Raw genomic sequence first — 15,067 nt, 5'->3', positions numbered from 1 at the left:
GCGGCGACCGCAACGCCGCGACCTGCGGCGGTACGGCGGCGCGGCGGACGGCGGAACCGACGGACCCGGCGACGAGAACACCTGGTGGTTCAACTTCACCGCGGCCGGGGCCTCGCGACTTCAACACCAGGATCGGGACGGAGACGGGACTGCCCGACGAGCTGCTGACCGAACGTACGGCCGCCGAACTCGACACCGTTTTCCGGGAACACCTGAACTCGTGCGACTGACCGGTCGGACGCAGTGACACCCGTTTGGAGGACACCGTGTTCGAATGATTCGCGGCTAGCATTTCCGTGGTCGGCCCGTTGCAATTGCATATGGGATTGCAGTGGCCCGACCCATTCGCACATCAATGCGAGAAAGGGGAATGTGAATGAGTGCTGGAATTCCGGAGAACGGGGTCTCCGCCGGGTCGCTGGCGGTGGCGTGGGTGAAGGCTCCGCAGAGTCGAGAGGTGGGGAACTGCGTGGAGCTGGGGGCCCTGCCGGGTGGTTCGTTGGCGGTCCGCAACTCCCGGGACCCGCTCGGGCCGGCGCTGATCTTCACGCGTCACGAGGCGCAGGCGTTCGCCGCGGGAATGAAGGACGGCGCGTTCGATCACTTGTTCCTCGACTGATCCGTTCGAGTCGATGGGATCTATAGAGTGGCGGGCGTGCGGGGCGGGTGCCGTGGGATAGTAATCCCCGAACCCGTGCCGTCAGGAGCCCTGCATGCCCGCCCACCCGGATCATCCCGCGCAGCGCGAGCCGGACGGGGAGGATGCGCTCAGGTTCGAGTGGGCCGGTCCCGTGGGAGCGGCGAAGCTCCTCGGCACCATTCTGCGGAAGCTGAGGGAGGCGCGTCACCTGCGACTGTCCGACGCCGCCCCGGAGATTCGCGCGTCGGTGTCGAAGCTGAGCCGGATGGAGCGCGGCGAAAGCACGCCCTCTGCGCGTGACGTGAACGACCTGATCGACCTTTACGACGCCTCGCCCGAGGACCGCGAGGACGTGCGCGTCCTTCTTGAACGCGTGAAGGCCGGGCCGTTCGCGCCGGAGTACGCGGACATCACTCCCGGCTGGTTCAGGCGGCTGATCGGGCTGGAGGGGGAATCGGCCCGACTCGAGTACTGGGAGGGGATCCTGGTGCCCGGGCCGTTCCAGACGCGTGACTACGCGAAGGCGATCATCCAGGCGGGCCGCCCTCGGGCACCCCTGCACGACATCGAGCGTCGGGTGCACCAGCGGATGGACAGGAAGCGGCTTCTGCACGACGACCCGAGGCGGCAGGTCGTGGCGCTGCTGGACGAGAGCGTCCTGTATCGCAGCATCGGCGGCCCCGAGGTGATGATCGATCAGCTGAAACACCTGCAGTTCCTCACCGAGCTGCCGACCGTGAACATCAGGATCCTCCCCTACACCACGAGGCTCACGCCGCCTCCGATGGCATTCACCCGCATCAGGTTCCAGTACACCGGCCCCGGCGACATCGTCTATGTGGAGGGCCCGGTCGGTGGCGCGACCTATGTGAGCAAGAGCGACGAGGTGGAGCGCTACGCCGATCTGATCTGGATGCTGCATGCCCATTCGGTCGACCGGGAGGACGTCGTCAAGCTCATCGACAAGGCGGTCGCCGTCCAGCACGAGCGTTCTCTCAGTCGGAAGGGCGGGTCGTAGCGAAGGTGGCCGGTGCCGCCTGCGCGGTCCGGCGCCTGGGGTGTCGGGTCGGTGCGCCGTGCGGCCGCCCGGACGGCACCCGGCCGCGTCACCTGTGCACTCGTGCGAGACCGCCGTATTCCTCCCACTCGGCCGTGGCCTGCTTCGGTCCGCTGATCGGGCCGGGCCGCCACCGGGACACCTCGACCACACCGGGGGGCAGGATCTCCATGCCGTTGAACAGACCGGAAACCTCCTCCTTCGTGCGTACCTCCCCCCAGCGGTCGTCGGTCAACTCGGCCATCAGGCCGGTGATGTCGGCGCGGACCTGCGGATCGTCGCTGACCAGCTGGGAGACGGCCAGGTAGGCGGGCGCTCCACCGGGGAGGCGCCGACACACCTGATCCACCAGGTCGGCCGGCGGAACCGGGCCGCGCTGCGGGATGCAATGCAGAACGGAGACGAACAACGCGGCCGTGGGAACGCGGGGTTTGATGAGCCGCCGGACCGCCTCGTCGGCGAAGATCCTGTCGGTGTCGCGCATGTCGGCGTAGACGACCGCCGTCCTGTCGTTCTCGGCGAACAGGGTGCGGCCGAGGTGCCAGACGTGGGGATCGTTGTCGACGTAGACGACCCGGCACTCTTCGTTGATCTCCTGCGCCACCTGGTGCACGTTGCGGTGCGTCGGCAGCCCCGAGCCGTGGTCGATGATCTGGAGCACGTCGTAGTCACGGACCAACGTCTCGACCACCCGGATGAGGAAGGCGCGGTTGATCTTCGCAACCTCCGGACTGCTCGGCGCCACCTCCATCAGCCGACTGACCATGTCGCGATCGGCCGCGAAGTGGTCCTTGCCTCCGAGGAGACAGTCGTAGGCGCGGGCGACACTCGGCCGGTTCGGATCGTATGTGTAAGGATCGACGGATTCCGAATCCGGCTGCACGCGGCCACCTCTCACCTGGACTGCAAGATCGAAGTGCCCATGCTAGAAGCAAATATGACGCTGCGCCAGACGCGTGAGCGGCCCGAAGGGCTGAACATGACGTGGATTTCTGGCGCATGTGAGCGAAGGGGTGGCGCGGGTACGAAAACCCGCGCCACCCCTTCGCGCCAGTCCACGCCGGCCCCGCCTCACGCCCCCACGGGGCCGAAGCCGAGCTCGCGCGCTATCGACTGCGGCAACTGCCGCTCGGCCGCCAGCACCAGGCCCGCCGCTGCGGCGGGCTCGATTCCCATCAGTTCGGCAGTCTCGGTCAGCCGCATGCCCAACCGGTAGTGCAGAACGGCGGCGTCGGCCGTGGCGGTCGGTAGGCAATCGTGCAGGATGTCGGCCTCCTCCGACCCGTACGGTCCCCGGCAGCGCACGGACACCGCCTCACGCACCAAGGCCCACGCTCCGGCCGAGAGGTTGTGTCCGCGCACCAGACGGGGCCAGTACGTCGCCAGCGACTCCAGCGCCTGCTCGACAGCCTCCGCCGCCGCCGACGTGCGCCCGAGCCGGGCCACCGCGTAGCCCCGGTACCGGGCCCGATGTCGAAGGAGGAACGCGTCAAGACCTGCCTCCTCAATCGACACGATGGGCACCCCCGTCCGGCGCCGCCCCACCCGTGAAACCCCCGGCCGGTCCACATCCCTGATCACACACGGCCACGCCCGCCACTCCCTGACGTGAACGCAGGCCCAGCTGCCGTGACACCCGCTGAGGAGCCCACCGGCGCCGAGCCGAGTCGGCCTCGATTCCCAGCGCCGCCCCGATCTCGGCCCACGACCCACCACCGGCCCGCGCGTCGTGAACGGCCGCCGCCACGTAGCGGCCCACCTCCTCCTGCAGAGCCCGAGCGCCGGCCATCCGCACACCCAGCGGCGCCTGACGCGCCTGCGCCTCCAACAGCTTGCCCGCCGCCGCGTGCACGTCCTCCGCCGCCGGCAGACCCCAGCCGCCGCGGCCCCGGCCGGCCCGCTGGGCATCGGCCTTCTCTTTGGCGCGCAGCCTTTTCGCCCTCGTCCGGCACTCCGCTTGGTGGTACTGCCGCGGCCGCCCGGCGCGTACCGGCCGCTCGAACGACTGCCCGCAATCCGCCAGCGCGCACGTCGCGGTAACCCATTCCACCATTCCCGCTGCCCTTTCCGTCTCTCGCCAGCGGTATTCCCGATCCCGGAGGGAGAGGGCCGAGGGCGCTCTTGCGCCCCCGGCCCGCAGCGCGGCTACTCCAGCCGCAGCTTCTGGTACCGGTACCGGGTCTGGTCGGCGACGGTGACCAGCCAGCCGACCTCGACGAACTGCCACCACGGCAGCCCGTTGGCACACGCCAGCGGCACCATCGCGGCCGCAATGACCGAGCCGAGGGAGACGGAGACCTCCCGCGACTCGAAAGCGCGCAGTCCGAGGGCCGGCCGCAGTCGGCTGGTAGCGTCGGAGGTGATCACGGGCCGATATGCGCGCCCCGTGAGGGCGTAGTTGTGCACATGCACTCCTCGCTCGGGCCCCAGCCGCGGTGGCCAGACCACGGCTGGGGCAACGAATTTCTTGATGTCCGCAACGTACTCGCCCAGCGGATTGCTTGCATCCCTGCTGTATTTATCGAGCCGCGCACAAGCAGATGGGAACGAGCTCCTTCGGCCTGCAGCTGACGGCCCCATGGCCCCCGACTGCGGGAAGGTTCTTCTGTCAGGTCCGCGCCCTGTTTGAAGCATCAACTAGCAACAATCGATCATGTATTGGCATAATGTCGCCTTATTTGATCGAAATTGATCGAGTCGACGTGAAGTCGCGTCAGGAGCTGACAAATAAGAGGTCGTGCCGAACGTTAGGGTGAATTTCTCAGGGAGCCCCTGAGGCCTTTGCCGCCGCTCTCCCGAGTTGCAGATGCAAATGAGTGGAACTCGGTATTCCGGATAATCCCTCAGTGGGCGTGTCGTAGATCACAGGGGATTCTTGTGGGGAGAAGACGGCGACGGCCTCGGTGTGCTCGTGCCACCTCGCGTACCCGGCCCGGCCTTTTCCCGGGCGGTGTGGTCAGACCCGTTCCATCGGCCGGTGCGGCTCGGCCGGCAGCTCCACGCGGATCGGGTCGCCCGGGCGGACCACGCCGCCGCGGCGCACCACGCTCATGATCCCCGCCTTGCGCACGACCGCACCGGTTTCCTCGTCCCGGTGGAGCACCTCCTTGAGCAGGCCGGGCTGGAAGGCGTTGATCTGCGGGCAGGGGTTGCGCAGGCCGGTCACCTCGACGACGGCCTCCTCGCCCAGGTGCAGCAGGGTGCCGGTGGGGAGGGCGAGCAGGTCGATGCCGCTGGTGAGGACGTTCTCGCCCAGGTCGCCGGGCCGGACGGTGAAGCCCCTGGCGTCGAGCTCGGCGAACAGCTCCCGGTGGATCAGGTGCACCTGGCGCAGGTTGGGCACGGTCGGGTCCTTGGCGACCCGGGAGCGGTGCTTGACGGTCACCCCCGCGTGCACGTCCCCCTCGACGCCGAGGCCGGCGAGCAGGGTGATGCTCTCGCAGGTCGGCTTGGTGAAGGTGTACTCGGCGCTGCGGCTGACCGAGGTGACCGTTCCGTGCATGGGGATCCTCCACAACGGGTGCGATGATCGGATGATCGCCTTTGATCGTCCCGGAGCCTACGGGAGTTCGGTGAAGCGCCCCGCCCGGGGCGCGGTGGCGCGATCCGTGGGGTGCCCGTCGTTGACGCCGTTCGCGCAGGTCAGGCAGCCTGCTGCCATGCGTCGGGTGGTGTTCGTGGTGTTCGAGGGGTTCCAGGCGGTCGACCTGGTGGGCCCGCATGCGGTGTTCCACTACGCCCAGCAGGCGGCCGGTGGCTACGACTGCCGGGTGGTGGCGCCGCAGGCCGGCCCGGTCCGCTCCTCCAGCGGCCTGCCGATGCTGGCCGAGCACGGCATCGGCGACCTCGCCCCCGAAGGGCTGGACACCCTCGTCGTGGTCGGCGGCGCGGGCGTGGCCGAGGCGCGCCGCGACCCCGGGCTCGTCGCCTGGATCGCCGCGGCGGCGGCCGGCGCCCGGCGGGTCGCCTCGGTGTGCAGCGGCGCGCTGCTGCTCGCCGCCACCGGGGCCCTCGCCGGGCGGCGGGTCACCACGCACTGGGCCAGGGCGCGGCAACTCGCCGAGGAGCACCCCGAGTTGACGGTCGACTGCGACCCGATCTTCCTCCGGGACGGCCGGGTGTGGACCTCGGCCGGGGTCAGCGCCGGGATGGACCTCGCGCTCGCCCTGGTCGAGGACGACCACGGCCCGGAGCTCGCGCTCGCCGCCGCGCGCGAGATGGTGCTGTACCTGCGGCGCCCGGGCAACCAGTCGCAGTTCAGCGTGCCGCTGTGGTCGGCGCAGCCGGCCAGCGACCCGGTGCGCACCGCCGTCCGGGCCGTCCAGGACGAGCCCGGCGCCCGGCACACCGTCGCCTCCCTGGCCGACCGGGCCGGCCTCAGTCCGCGCCACCTGCAACGCCGCTTCACCGCCGAACTCGGCATGGGGCCAGCCGCCTACGTCGAGCGCGTCCGGGTGGAGGCGGCCCGGCGGGCGCTCACCGAGGGCGACGAGCCGGTCGCCGCCCTCGCCCGCCGCCTCGGCTTCGGCACCGCCGAGACCCTGCGGCGCACCTTCCACCGCCGCGTCGGCATCGCCCCCGGCGAGTACCGCGAGCGCTTCGGCGCGGCGAACACCCGTACAGATCTGGAGGATTGACGTGGAAACGCAGCAACTGGTCACGGTGGTCACGGGCGGCAGCCGCGGGATCGGCGCGGCGATCTGCCGGCGCCTCGCCGCGGAGGGGCACGACATCGCGCTCGGCTACCACTCCGACGCCGAGGCGGCCGAGTCGGTCGCCGAGTCGGTCCGGCAGGCCGGCCGCAGGTGCGTCACCGTCCGCGCGGACACCGCCGAGGAGACGGACGTCGACGGCCTCTTCGACCGCGCCGCCGAACTCGGGCCGGTCACCGGTCTGGTGAACAACGCCGGGACGGGCGGCCCGGTCGGCCCGCTGGCGGACGCGGACCCGGCCGGCATCCGCCGGGCGCTCGACGTCAACGTCCTCGGCTACCTGCTGTGCGCCCGGCGCGCCGTCCGGGAGATGGCCGGCAGCGGCGGCGGCGCGATCGTCAACATCTCCTCGGCCGCCGCCACGCTCGGCAGCCCGGGGCAGTACGTCCACTACGCCGCCGCCAAGGCCGCCGTGGACGCGCTGACGGTGGGCCTGTCCAAGGAGGTCGCCGCCCAGGGCATCCGGGTCAACTGCGTCGCCCCCGGCACCATTTGGACGGACTTCCACCAGGACCCGGAGCGCCCCCGCAAGGTCGCCTCCGCCATCCCGATGGGCCGCGCCGGGCAGCCCGAGGAGATCGCCGCAGCCGTCTCCTGGCTGCTCTCCGCCGACGCCTCGTACGCGACGGGGGCGATCCTCCGGGTGGCCGGGGGGATGTAGGCCGCCGAGCGGTGCCGGCTACGCGCCCGCCGGGCGGGTGAAGGCGTGGGCGCGCTCGACCCTGGCGACGTGCAGCGCGTACGAGGCGTACCACTGCTCGCGGCCGTCCGCGCGGGCCAGGGTGTGCTCGGCGTCCTCGCGCCAGGCGGCGATCGACTCCTCGTCGCGCCAGTAGGACACGGTGATCCCGAGGCCGTCCGCGCCGCGGGCGGAGTCGATCCCGAGGAACCCCGGCCGGGCGGTGGCCAGTTCCATCATCCGCTCGTTGCGGGCCGCGTAGCCGTGGTCGCCCTCCGTCCGGACGGCGGTGAACACCACGGCGTAGTAGGGCGGTTCGGGCAGCGAGGCGGGACAGGCGGGCGAGGCGGGCGCGGCGTCGGTCACGAAGGTCCTCCGGCGGGCTGGCGGGCTGGCGGGCAGTACCTCCCCGAACGATCCCGCGCGCCCGCCCGTCCTGACAACCCCGCCTCCGGAGCCGTCCCGGAGCCGTCCCGGCCGGTCCCGGGACGGCTCCGCGGTCCGCGGTCAGCCGCGGGTCACCCGCAGCACCCCGGTCTCGGTGCCCTGGTAGAGCGTCCCGTCCGCCCCGGTGGTGCCGGTCATCTGCAGCGGGTTGTAGAGCAGCCCGAGGCCGATCCAGGAGCTGGAGAGCTGGGCGCCGGTGGCGGGGTCGACGGTGGCGTAGGAGTAGGACGCGAAGGTCTGCGCGCCCACGGAGCCGGTCGGGCCGCTGACGGTGACGGTGTAGATCTTCCCGTCCGCGAGCGAGAGCCGCGGCAGCGCGGCCGACTTGACGTCGCTGTTCCAGACCGGGTGGCAGCCGTTGCCGTCGGCGTCCAGGTCGACGCGGCTGAGGCCGCCGTCGAACCCGGCCGAGGCCGGCACGCTGGCGGGGGCGCCGGCCGGGAGGGCGGGGTACGGGTAGCCGTAGGTGTTGGTGACGAAGACGCTGCGGCCGGAGGCGATGACGGCGTCCTCGGTCCCGCTCGCCGGGTACTGGGTGAGCACGGGCGTGGTGCAGACGGGGGTCGGGCCGCCCGCCACCCGGTAGACGAGCAGGTTCTCGTGCGGCGCGGCGTTGTCGGTGATGGTGACGTACTCCGTGCCGGTGCTGGGCCCGAAGAAGCTGGGAGTCGCGCCGGTTCCCCAGCTCAACTGGCCGGGCTTGCGGCCGGGACCGCGGTCGTAGGGGGCGCGCCATTCGACGGTCGGGGTGCCGTCCGGCGCCTCGGCGAGCAGGTAGAGCGCGTGATCGGTGGCGACGGCGGTGTGGCCGGGGACGGTGGAGATGCTGTTCTGCACGCCCTCTCCGGTGCTGATGGTCCGCACCGAGCCGGTGGAGGTGTCGGCCGTGCCGATGACTCCGCTCGCGGTGGCGAACCACACCCGGCCGTCCCAGCCGGGGCTGAGGCCGACGATGCTGTCCCCGGACGGGATCGACGCGACGAGCGGCGTCGACTGGTCGACCGTCAACGTCCAGCCGGCGGCGGTGGGGTGGTGGCCGATGCGCAGGAGGTTGGCGTCGCCGTCCACGACGACCAGGGCGTCGGTGTTGTCGAGGTAGGCGTAGACCCCGCCGAACAGGCTGCCCTTGGGCAGTTCCAGCGCGGCGAGGTCGGCGCCGGTGGCGGGGTCGAGCAGGTGCACGGTCGGGGTCCGCCCGAAGATCGTGGTGCAGAGGGCCACCGGACGGCGGTCGCTGCCGATCACCACGGTCGGGCAGGCCGAGGCGAGGGCCGTGCGGCTCCAGTGGACAGTGCCGCTGCCCGGTCCGGCATAGGGCGTGGTGTCGCTGGAGGCGCTGTCCCCGTGCATCGTCGCGGTGCCGTTCGCGGCGGTGGCGGGGTTCTGGGGCGGCAGCGGCCCGAAGTCGCCGCTCGCGCTGCGGGCGGCGGTGGCGGGCAGGCAGAGCGCCGTCACGGTGGCGAGGATCAGGGCACGGAGGGCACGTGTGGTGCGCACAGGCATGAAGGGTCCCGTTCCAGGGGTCGAGGGGAGGGGGAGCCCAGCGGCCGGTCGCCGTCCTCCGCGGGCGCGCGGGAACGGGGGCCGCTCGGCTTGGATCCGGAGCGGCCGGCCCCGCGCGACGGACGAGGTGTCGGCGGAGTGCGGGCCGCGTCAGCCGACGCGGCGACAGCCTGTGGTGGTGGCGAGGCCATGGTCGACATGGCGGCGGCTCACGAGCAGGGTCATGCCGGGGACTTTAGCCGAGCCCGCGGCCGGGCACGAGCGCCTGACCACACCGTGGACCGCTCCGGCCCGCCATCGGCACCCGGCGGCCGGGGCGGTCCGGCTGCCGATCAGTTCCCTTCCGTCAACATCCCTACTGGTGCGGCGAGTTCATGACTCGCGAGCGGTGGGTAACCTCCTGAGGTGCACCCGACACGGACGTGCCGCTGCCCCTGGGAGAGCCATGCTGGAACTGGACGCGCTGCTCGGTCAGGTCGTGCCCGCCGTGAGCGCCGCGGTGGGCGCCTACGGCGCGGGAGTGCTCACCAGGGCGGAGGACGAGGCCGCCGACGCGACCGTACGGCTCGGGCAGCGGCTGCTGAACCGGATCCTGCGCCGGAGCCCGCGGCCCGAGCCCGTGGTGGCCGCCGTGACCGACCTCGCGGAGGCCGCCGAGGACCCGGACACGGTGGTCGTGCTGCGCCGCCAGCTGCGGCGACTGCTCACCGAAGACCCCGGGCTGGCCGCCGAGTTGGCGGCGCTGCTGCCGGCCTCCGGCCCGAGCGTGCAGGCCTCCGGCGAGCGGAGCATCGCGGTGGGCGGCGCGAACAGCGGCATCGTCTCCAGCGGCGACAACGCCGTGAACGTCCAGCGCCGGTGAGGACGCCCGAGGGGAGACGGCCCGAGGGGGACCGGCCCGAGGGGAGACGCCCCGAGGGGGACCGCCCCGAGGGGGACCGCCCCGGTCACCGGCCGATCGTCAGCCACGGCGACAACCAGGGCGTCATCAGCTCCGGCGACCACGCGATGAACGTCGTCTACATCGACAACCGCTTCACCGGCACGCCCGGCCTGCTGGAGCTCCCCCTCCGCCGACTCGACGTCCTGAAGCCCCCGTTGCGGCGCCCGTTGTTCGGCCGGGAGGAGCTGGTCCGGCAGGTCACCGACCAGCTCCGCAGCGGCCGGAGCGTGCAGCTGTACGGCGTGCCGGGCGTCGGCAGACAGGCGATCGCGCTGGAGGTGACCGGCCGCCTGGGCGCGCACGGCCGGCGCGGCGCGGTGCTGCTGCCGCAGGCCGGCCCGGCCGACACCCTGGCCGCCGTCTACGACCGGCTGGCGCGGCAGGTCTTCGGCAAGGAGTTCCTGCGCGGCGTCGAGGAGGACCTGCTGCGCGCCGCCGTCGCCAAGGTGTCCGCCCACTTCACCCTCGTCGACTGCGCGTTGAGCGGAGCGGAGCTCGCCCGGCTGCAGCAGACGTTCCCGCGCTGCACCTTCCTGCTCACCTCGCCGTACCGCACCCTGACGAACAGCCCCGACACGGTCCACCACGTCCAGCCGCTCGGCCGGGCCGCCGCCGCCGAGCTGCTCGGCGCCGAACTCGGCCTCCCGCTCGGCCCGGTGGGGCTGCAGAACCTGCAGTTCGACCAGGCCTACCGGATGGCCGAGGGCCGGCCGCAGCGCCTGCTCCAGTACGCCGCGTTCATCCGCGGCTCCGACGACTGGCGCGCCCGGGCGGCCGAAGCGCCCTTCGACCGCCCCGGCCCGGTCGACCCCGGGCAGGTCAGCCCCCTTCAGCAGGCCGAGATCCTCGCGGTGGCCCTGAGCGAACCGGCCCGGCAGGTCCTGGTCGCGCTCGCCACCTTCGGATCGCCGCTGCACGTCGCCTGGTTCGCCGCCGTCACCGGCAACCCGTACACCACGGCCTGCGGCGCGGAACTGTACGACCGGCGCCTCGTCACCCTCCACGGCCACGGGTACGAGTACCGGATCACTGCGGACGCGGACGCCGCCGTCCGGGCCCAGGGGTGGCCGCCCACCCCGGCGACCACCGCCGCCGAGGGCATCCTCGCCCTGCTCGCCCGTGTCGCCGGGCCCGGGCTGCCCCCGCCCGACCCGCAGCTGCTGCTCGCCGTCGCGCACGGGCTCGACGCGGCCGGCAAACGGGCGGAGGCCTCCCGGTTCGTCCGCGCCACCACCCCGCTCGCCCTGCGCGCCGGCCACCGGCGCGCGGCGGTCCAGCTGTACGCCCTCGGGCGGGTGGCGGCCTCCCAGGCCGGGCTGACCGAGGACCTGGACTTCTACCTGCGGACCGGCGAGCAGACCCGCCGGCTCCTGGACGGCGACCGGATCGCGGCGGCCGCCGCCCTGGCCTTCCTCGCCTCCACCGCCGGGCAGGCCGCCGTGACGGCCGCGACCGGCGCCGGGCAGGCGGCCTCGGCCGGGCAGATCGGCCGGCACGTCGGCCGGATCGGCCGCAAGCTGCTGCATCTCGCGCAGGCGAAGCCGGCCGTCGCGGTGGTGACGGCGGTCGCGGTGGCCGGGGGCGCGACGACGGTGGCGGTGGTGGCGGCCAGCAGCCCCGGCAGCCCGGCGGGATGCTCCACGGCGTACCACTCGCTCGATGGCCGGAACCCGAACGGCGTGATGACACCCCAGGAACTCGCGGCCCACTACCGGCGGGCCGCCACGGGCCTGGGCGACGCGGCCGCCGAGGCCACCGATCCCCACGTGAAGTCGGTGCTGCAGAACCGGGCCGACGAACTGAGCAGCCAGGCCGACGCCCAGGAACGCGCGGGCAACAGGCTCGCCAGCGACGGCACCGACTACGACGAGAACCCGACCGCGGTCGGCCTACTTGCCGGAATCGAAGCGTATCGAAGCGACCTCGCCAGCCTGCAGGTGATCCTCCCGGTGTGCCCCGACGAGTGAACGGACCGCCTCACCGCCCGTGCGCGGCCGCCAGGTCCAGGAAGCGGAGGCCGGTGCGGGTGACCTCCTCCGGGGTCCAGTCGAGCGCCGACGCGCCCAGGCGGACCTCGGCCATCGCCAGCCCCGGGGCGGCGTCGGCCCAGGGGCCGATGAACCAGGTGCCGTCCTGCTCGGCGAGGGCCACGACGGCCGCGTTCAGCGCCTCGGCCGGGTGCGGGAGCCAGAGCTGGAAGTCGTGGGTCGGCGGCGCGACCGGGTTGATCCGGGCGCCCGGGAGGGCGGCCAGGGCGGGCACGAGGGTGGCGGCGTGCTCGGTGAAGCTCGGGATGCGGGGCAGGACGGTGTCCAGGCCGTGCAGCGCGGCCAGGGCGGCGGGCCACTGCTGGAACACCGTGCCGCCCATCCGGTGGCGCCAGGCGCGGGCGTAGGCGGCCAGTTCCGCGGTGCCGGCCAGCGCGGCGCCGCTGATGCCGCCGAGGTCCTTGTAGAAGGAGACGTAGACGCTGTCGGCGAGCGCCGCGATCTCGGCCAGGGAGCGGCCGAAGTGGGTGGTGGTGTTCCACAGCCGGGCGCCGTCGAAGTGGACCCGGGCGCCGAGGGCGCGGGCGGCGTCGGTCAGCTCGACGAGTTCGTCCCAGCTCGGCAGCAGGAACCCGGCGTCGCGCAGCGGGAGTTCGACGGTCAGGGTGCCCAGCGGCTCGCCCAGGGCGGCCAGTTCGGCGGGGGTGGGCTGGCGGTGCTCGGTGGTGGGCCAGAGCGCGCGCAGGCCGGTGAGCTGGTGGTAGGCCTGCCGCTCGTGCTGCTCCAGGTGGCACAGCGGGTGCATGGCGACGGTCCGGTGCCCGGTCAGCTCGGCGCCGTAGCGCAGGGCGACCTGCTGGGCCATGGTGCCGGTGGGGAAGAAGACGGCGTCCTCGGTGCCGAGCAACTCGGCGGTGCGCTGCTCCAGTTCGCGCACGGGCCCGTCGGTGGCGTAGAAGTCCGGCAGCTCGTCGAGCCCGTCCGCGCCGACGATGGCGTCGAGCCGGTCGCGCATGGTGAGGAGGGGGCCGTCCGAGAGGAAGCGCTTGCTGGCACGGCGGGCGGCGCGGCGGCGCTGGGCGGGGGTGAGATCGTCATGGGTCACCCGGCGATTGTGCGGGCAACCGGTCGGCCGGGCCAGGGATTTTCGTCGCCGGGGCGCCCGGGCCGGGCCGCCTCGCGGGCGGTCACCGGCCCGGACCGGCCGGTCGGCCGCCTCGGCCGTGCCGGCGCGGGATCACCGGGTCAGCAGCTCCGGTGCCCGGTGGGCCACCGTGGCCTCGGCCTCGCGCCGGGCCCACGGGGTCAGCCGGGACAGGAGGTCGTGGTCGACGGCGCCGCGGTGGACCCAGATCCCCGCGATCGACTCGGCGCACAGGGCGACGAAGGTCTCGTCCGGCTGGGTCGGATCACAGGCGAACTCGGCCAGGGCCGCCACCACCGCGTCGGAGGGGAACTCCTCCAGGTCCGAGGCCGCGTCGTACCGCTCGTGCCACTGGACGTCGTCGGGCGTGCCGCGCAGGATCCCGATCATCAGGGCTTCCTGCTCGCCGGGCGCGTACTCGCGCCGGACCTTCTGGCACACGCGCTCCGGGCGCGGCTTCCGTCCCCATCGCGAGAAGATCTTCAACGCCGTTTCCCCCTGCTCCTGTCGATGCCGCCGACCCTATCGTCGGCAGGACCGCTGAGCTGGAGGAAGGGGGGCTCAGCTCCCGACGGGCACGGCGACGACGAAGGCGTCGCGGTCGTCGGTGTCCGAGAAGACGGCCTTGGGCAACAGGGACTTGTCCTCGGCCAGCCGGCGGCCGACCAGCCCGTCGTCGGCCGCGGACCGGACGGTGAAGGCGCCTTCGGGGCCCTCGCCGTAGAGGGGCTTGAGTCGGAAGACCTCCTCCGTGGGGAAGGTCGGCGGGAGCGAGTCGAGGGCGATCAGCGGGCGGATCTCGATCTGCTCCCGCGCGCCGGGCTTGGGGTTCACCCACCCCGAGGACTCGTTCTCGGTGGAGATGACGAAGGCGTCGGGGCCGTTGAGCTTGGCGGGCTGGATCCGCCAGATCACGGCCAGCCGCTGGTCGTGTTCGCCGAGCAGCGCGACGAGCTTGTCGTCGACGACACTGAGCGGCGCCCCGCCGATGTAGAGCTTGAAGAGCCCGTTCAACTGGTCCATGGTGCTTGTCTCCTTGGTCGGATCGCGGCGGCACGGGCGCGTCGGTGTTCGTGCCGGTGCGTGCGTGGTCGGTGGCTTCAGGTGGTGGAGGGGTGGGTGGGCCGCTCAGGTCTCTACGGCCACGGCGACCACGAACGCGTCGCGGTCATCGGTGTTCGAGTAGACGGCCTTGGGCCTCGCCAAGGTGTCCTCGATCTTGTTGCGGCCGACCAGCCCGTCGTCGGCCGCGGACCGCAGGGTGAAGGCGCCCTTCGGGCCGTCGTAGAGGGGCTTGGCCAGGAAGACCTCGTCGGTGGGGAAGGTCGGCGGGAAGGTCTCGAAGGTGACCAGCGGGCGGATCTCGATCTGCTTCTGCTCGCCGGGCTTGGCGTTGACCCACCCCGATGCCTCGTCCTCGGTGGAGATGACGACGGCGTTGCGGCCGGCGAGCTCGGCGGGCTGGATCTTCCAGATCACGGGGTTCGGGTTGTCGGGGCCGCCGCCGACCAGCGCGACGAGCTTGTCGTCGATGACGCTGAGCGGCGCCCCGCCGATGAACAGCTGGTAGAGACCGTTCAACTGGTCCATGGTGCTTGTCTCCTTGGTCGGATCGCGGCGGCACGGGTGCGTGGGTGTTCGTGCCGGTACGTGAGCGGTCGGTGACGTCAGGCTATGGCGGGGTGGGTGGGGCCGCCCGCTCGGTGCGACCCGGGGGCGGCCGGGACGGCCGGTGGGGCGGGCCGTTCGCAGTGGTCCGGCGCGCGGACCACTCGAACGGGGCGTCGTCCGGATGGAGCTCTAGGCGGGAGTGTGGAGGAGGTGGAGGGTGAGGAGGTGGGCCTGGGCGGCGGCGAGGGTGTAGAAGCGGCGGATGCGGTGGGTGGAGCCGGGGGCGCGGAGGTAGTCGTGGCGGGTGCGGTCCCAGATGCCCCAGCACTCCAGGAGGAGGAAG

General features: G+C 72.6%; 16 protein-coding genes. 6 read left to right on the top strand and 10 right to left on the bottom strand.

Annotated features, from left to right (window positions below):
• Positions 1-376 precede the first annotated feature (376 nt).
• Both VM95_RS00085 and VM95_RS00080 read left to right on the top strand, forming a co-directional pair.
• The gene (locus VM95_RS00085) at positions 377-619 is read left to right on the top strand and encodes a DUF397 domain-containing protein (protein ID WP_045691842.1); all 243 of its coding nucleotides are present in this window, start codon (positions 377-379) and stop codon (positions 617-619) included.
• A gap of 94 nt (positions 620-713) precedes the next feature.
• A complete protein-coding gene (locus VM95_RS00080) occupies positions 714-1,658 on the top strand; it encodes a helix-turn-helix domain-containing protein (protein ID WP_052706316.1) in 945 nt (314 codons plus the stop codon).
• Between the two features lie 88 nt (positions 1,659-1,746).
• Here VM95_RS00080 and VM95_RS00075 read toward each other — a convergent pair whose 3' ends face one another.
• The 4 genes from VM95_RS00075 to VM95_RS00055 all read right to left on the bottom strand — a co-directional run bounded on the left by VM95_RS00075 (position 1,747) and on the right by VM95_RS00055 (position 5,199).
• Complete coding sequence (locus VM95_RS00075; protein WP_045691841.1) at positions 1,747-2,580, bottom strand: SAM-dependent methyltransferase; 834 nt, start codon at positions 2,578-2,580, stop codon at positions 1,747-1,749.
• Between the two features lie 188 nt (positions 2,581-2,768).
• Positions 2,769-3,212 carry a hypothetical protein gene (locus VM95_RS38415; RefSeq protein ID WP_157881948.1) on the bottom strand — a complete coding sequence of 148 codons (444 nt, stop codon included), beginning with the start codon at positions 3,210-3,212 and terminating at the stop codon, positions 2,769-2,771.
• A 630-nt stretch (positions 3,213-3,842) separates the two neighbouring features.
• A complete protein-coding gene (locus tag VM95_RS00060) occupies positions 3,843-4,064 on the bottom strand; it encodes a hypothetical protein (RefSeq protein ID WP_157881947.1) in 222 nt (73 codons plus the stop codon).
• A 589-nt stretch (positions 4,065-4,653) separates the two neighbouring features.
• Positions 4,654-5,199: an MOSC domain-containing protein gene (locus tag VM95_RS00055; RefSeq protein WP_045691838.1), complete on the bottom strand. Its 546-nt coding sequence runs from the start codon at positions 5,197-5,199 to the stop codon at positions 4,654-4,656.
• Between the two features lie 157 nt (positions 5,200-5,356).
• On the opposite strand from VM95_RS00055, the gene VM95_RS00050 reads away from it, so the two are divergent.
• On the top strand, positions 5,357-6,334 hold the full coding sequence (locus VM95_RS00050; RefSeq protein WP_045691837.1) for a GlxA family transcriptional regulator: 978 nt from the start codon (positions 5,357-5,359) through the stop codon (positions 6,332-6,334).
• Between the two features lies 1 nt (position 6,335).
• Positions 6,336-7,070, top strand: coding sequence for an SDR family NAD(P)-dependent oxidoreductase (locus VM95_RS00045; protein ID WP_045691836.1), 735 nt, complete (start codon positions 6,336-6,338; stop codon positions 7,068-7,070).
• 18 nt (positions 7,071-7,088) lie between these two features.
• Here the strand turns inward: VM95_RS00045 and VM95_RS00040 are convergent, their stop codons facing one another.
• Together VM95_RS00040 and VM95_RS00035 are read right to left on the bottom strand one after the other, a co-directional pair.
• Positions 7,089-7,454 (bottom strand): antibiotic biosynthesis monooxygenase family protein, encoded by a 366-nt coding sequence (locus tag VM95_RS00040; RefSeq protein ID WP_045691835.1) that lies wholly within the window; start codon positions 7,452-7,454, stop codon positions 7,089-7,091.
• A 141-nt stretch (positions 7,455-7,595) separates the two neighbouring features.
• Entirely contained in the window at positions 7,596-9,038 is a 1,443-nt protein-coding gene (locus VM95_RS00035) for a hypothetical protein (protein ID WP_045691834.1), read from the bottom strand.
• Positions 9,039-9,483: 445 nt separating this feature from the next.
• On the opposite strand from VM95_RS00035, the gene VM95_RS00030 reads away from it, so the two are divergent.
• Together VM95_RS00030 and VM95_RS00025 are read left to right on the top strand one after the other, a co-directional pair.
• Positions 9,484-9,900, top strand: a complete 417-nt coding sequence (locus VM95_RS00030; protein WP_045691833.1) for a hypothetical protein — start codon at positions 9,484-9,486, stop codon at positions 9,898-9,900.
• On the top strand, positions 9,897-11,948 hold the full coding sequence (locus VM95_RS00025; protein ID WP_045691832.1) for a P-loop NTPase family protein: 2,052 nt from the start codon (positions 9,897-9,899) through the stop codon (positions 11,946-11,948). The genes VM95_RS00030 and VM95_RS00025 overlap by 4 nt, the downstream gene beginning before the upstream one ends.
• A 10-nt stretch (positions 11,949-11,958) precedes the next feature.
• On the opposite strand, the gene VM95_RS00020 is transcribed toward VM95_RS00025, so the two are convergent.
• The 4 genes from VM95_RS00020 to VM95_RS00005 all read right to left on the bottom strand — a co-directional run bounded on the left by VM95_RS00020 (position 11,959) and on the right by VM95_RS00005 (position 14,703).
• Positions 11,959-13,074: a threonine aldolase family protein gene (locus VM95_RS00020; RefSeq protein ID WP_045691831.1), complete on the bottom strand. Its 1,116-nt coding sequence runs from the start codon at positions 13,072-13,074 to the stop codon at positions 11,959-11,961.
• Positions 13,075-13,206: 132 nt separating this feature from the next.
• Positions 13,207-13,554 carry a hypothetical protein gene (locus VM95_RS00015; RefSeq protein WP_045691830.1) on the bottom strand — a complete coding sequence of 116 codons (348 nt, stop codon included), beginning with the start codon at positions 13,552-13,554 and terminating at the stop codon, positions 13,207-13,209.
• Between the two features lie 120 nt (positions 13,555-13,674).
• Positions 13,675-14,136, bottom strand: coding sequence for an I66 family serine proteinase inhibitor (locus VM95_RS00010; RefSeq protein WP_045691829.1), 462 nt, complete (start codon positions 14,134-14,136; stop codon positions 13,675-13,677).
• Between the two features lie 105 nt (positions 14,137-14,241).
• On the bottom strand, positions 14,242-14,703 hold the full coding sequence (locus VM95_RS00005) for an I66 family serine proteinase inhibitor (RefSeq protein ID WP_045691828.1): 462 nt from the start codon (positions 14,701-14,703) through the stop codon (positions 14,242-14,244).
• Positions 14,704-15,067: the final 364 nt, after the last annotated feature.

Origin of the sequence: Streptomyces rubellomurinus, assembly GCF_000961885.1 — a bacterium.
Classification (GTDB): Bacteria; Actinomycetota; Actinomycetes; order Streptomycetales; family Streptomycetaceae; genus Kitasatospora; species Kitasatospora rubellomurina.
The sequence above is the reverse complement of the archived record's forward strand: the minus strand, read 5'-3'. Positions and strand labels throughout refer to the sequence as shown.

Coding starts and splice junctions, on each gene's coding strand:
- VM95_RS00030 (WP_045691833.1), top strand. CDS start 9,484: ATGCTGGAACTGGACGCGCTGCTCGGTCAGGTCGTGCCCGCCGTGAGC.
- VM95_RS00005 (WP_045691828.1), bottom strand. CDS start 14,703: ATGGACCAGTTGAACGGTCTCTACCAGCTGTTCATCGGCGGGGCGCCG.
- VM95_RS00010 (WP_045691829.1), bottom strand. CDS start 14,136: ATGGACCAGTTGAACGGGCTCTTCAAGCTCTACATCGGCGGGGCGCCG.
- VM95_RS00055 (WP_045691838.1), bottom strand. CDS start 5,199: ATGCACGGAACGGTCACCTCGGTCAGCCGCAGCGCCGAGTACACCTTC.
- VM95_RS00085 (WP_045691842.1), top strand. CDS start 377: ATGAGTGCTGGAATTCCGGAGAACGGGGTCTCCGCCGGGTCGCTGGCG.
- VM95_RS00050 (WP_045691837.1), top strand. CDS start 5,357: ATGCGTCGGGTGGTGTTCGTGGTGTTCGAGGGGTTCCAGGCGGTCGAC.
- VM95_RS00035 (WP_045691834.1), bottom strand. CDS start 9,038: ATGCCTGTGCGCACCACACGTGCCCTCCGTGCCCTGATCCTCGCCACC.
- VM95_RS00080 (WP_052706316.1), top strand. CDS start 714: ATGCCCGCCCACCCGGATCATCCCGCGCAGCGCGAGCCGGACGGGGAG.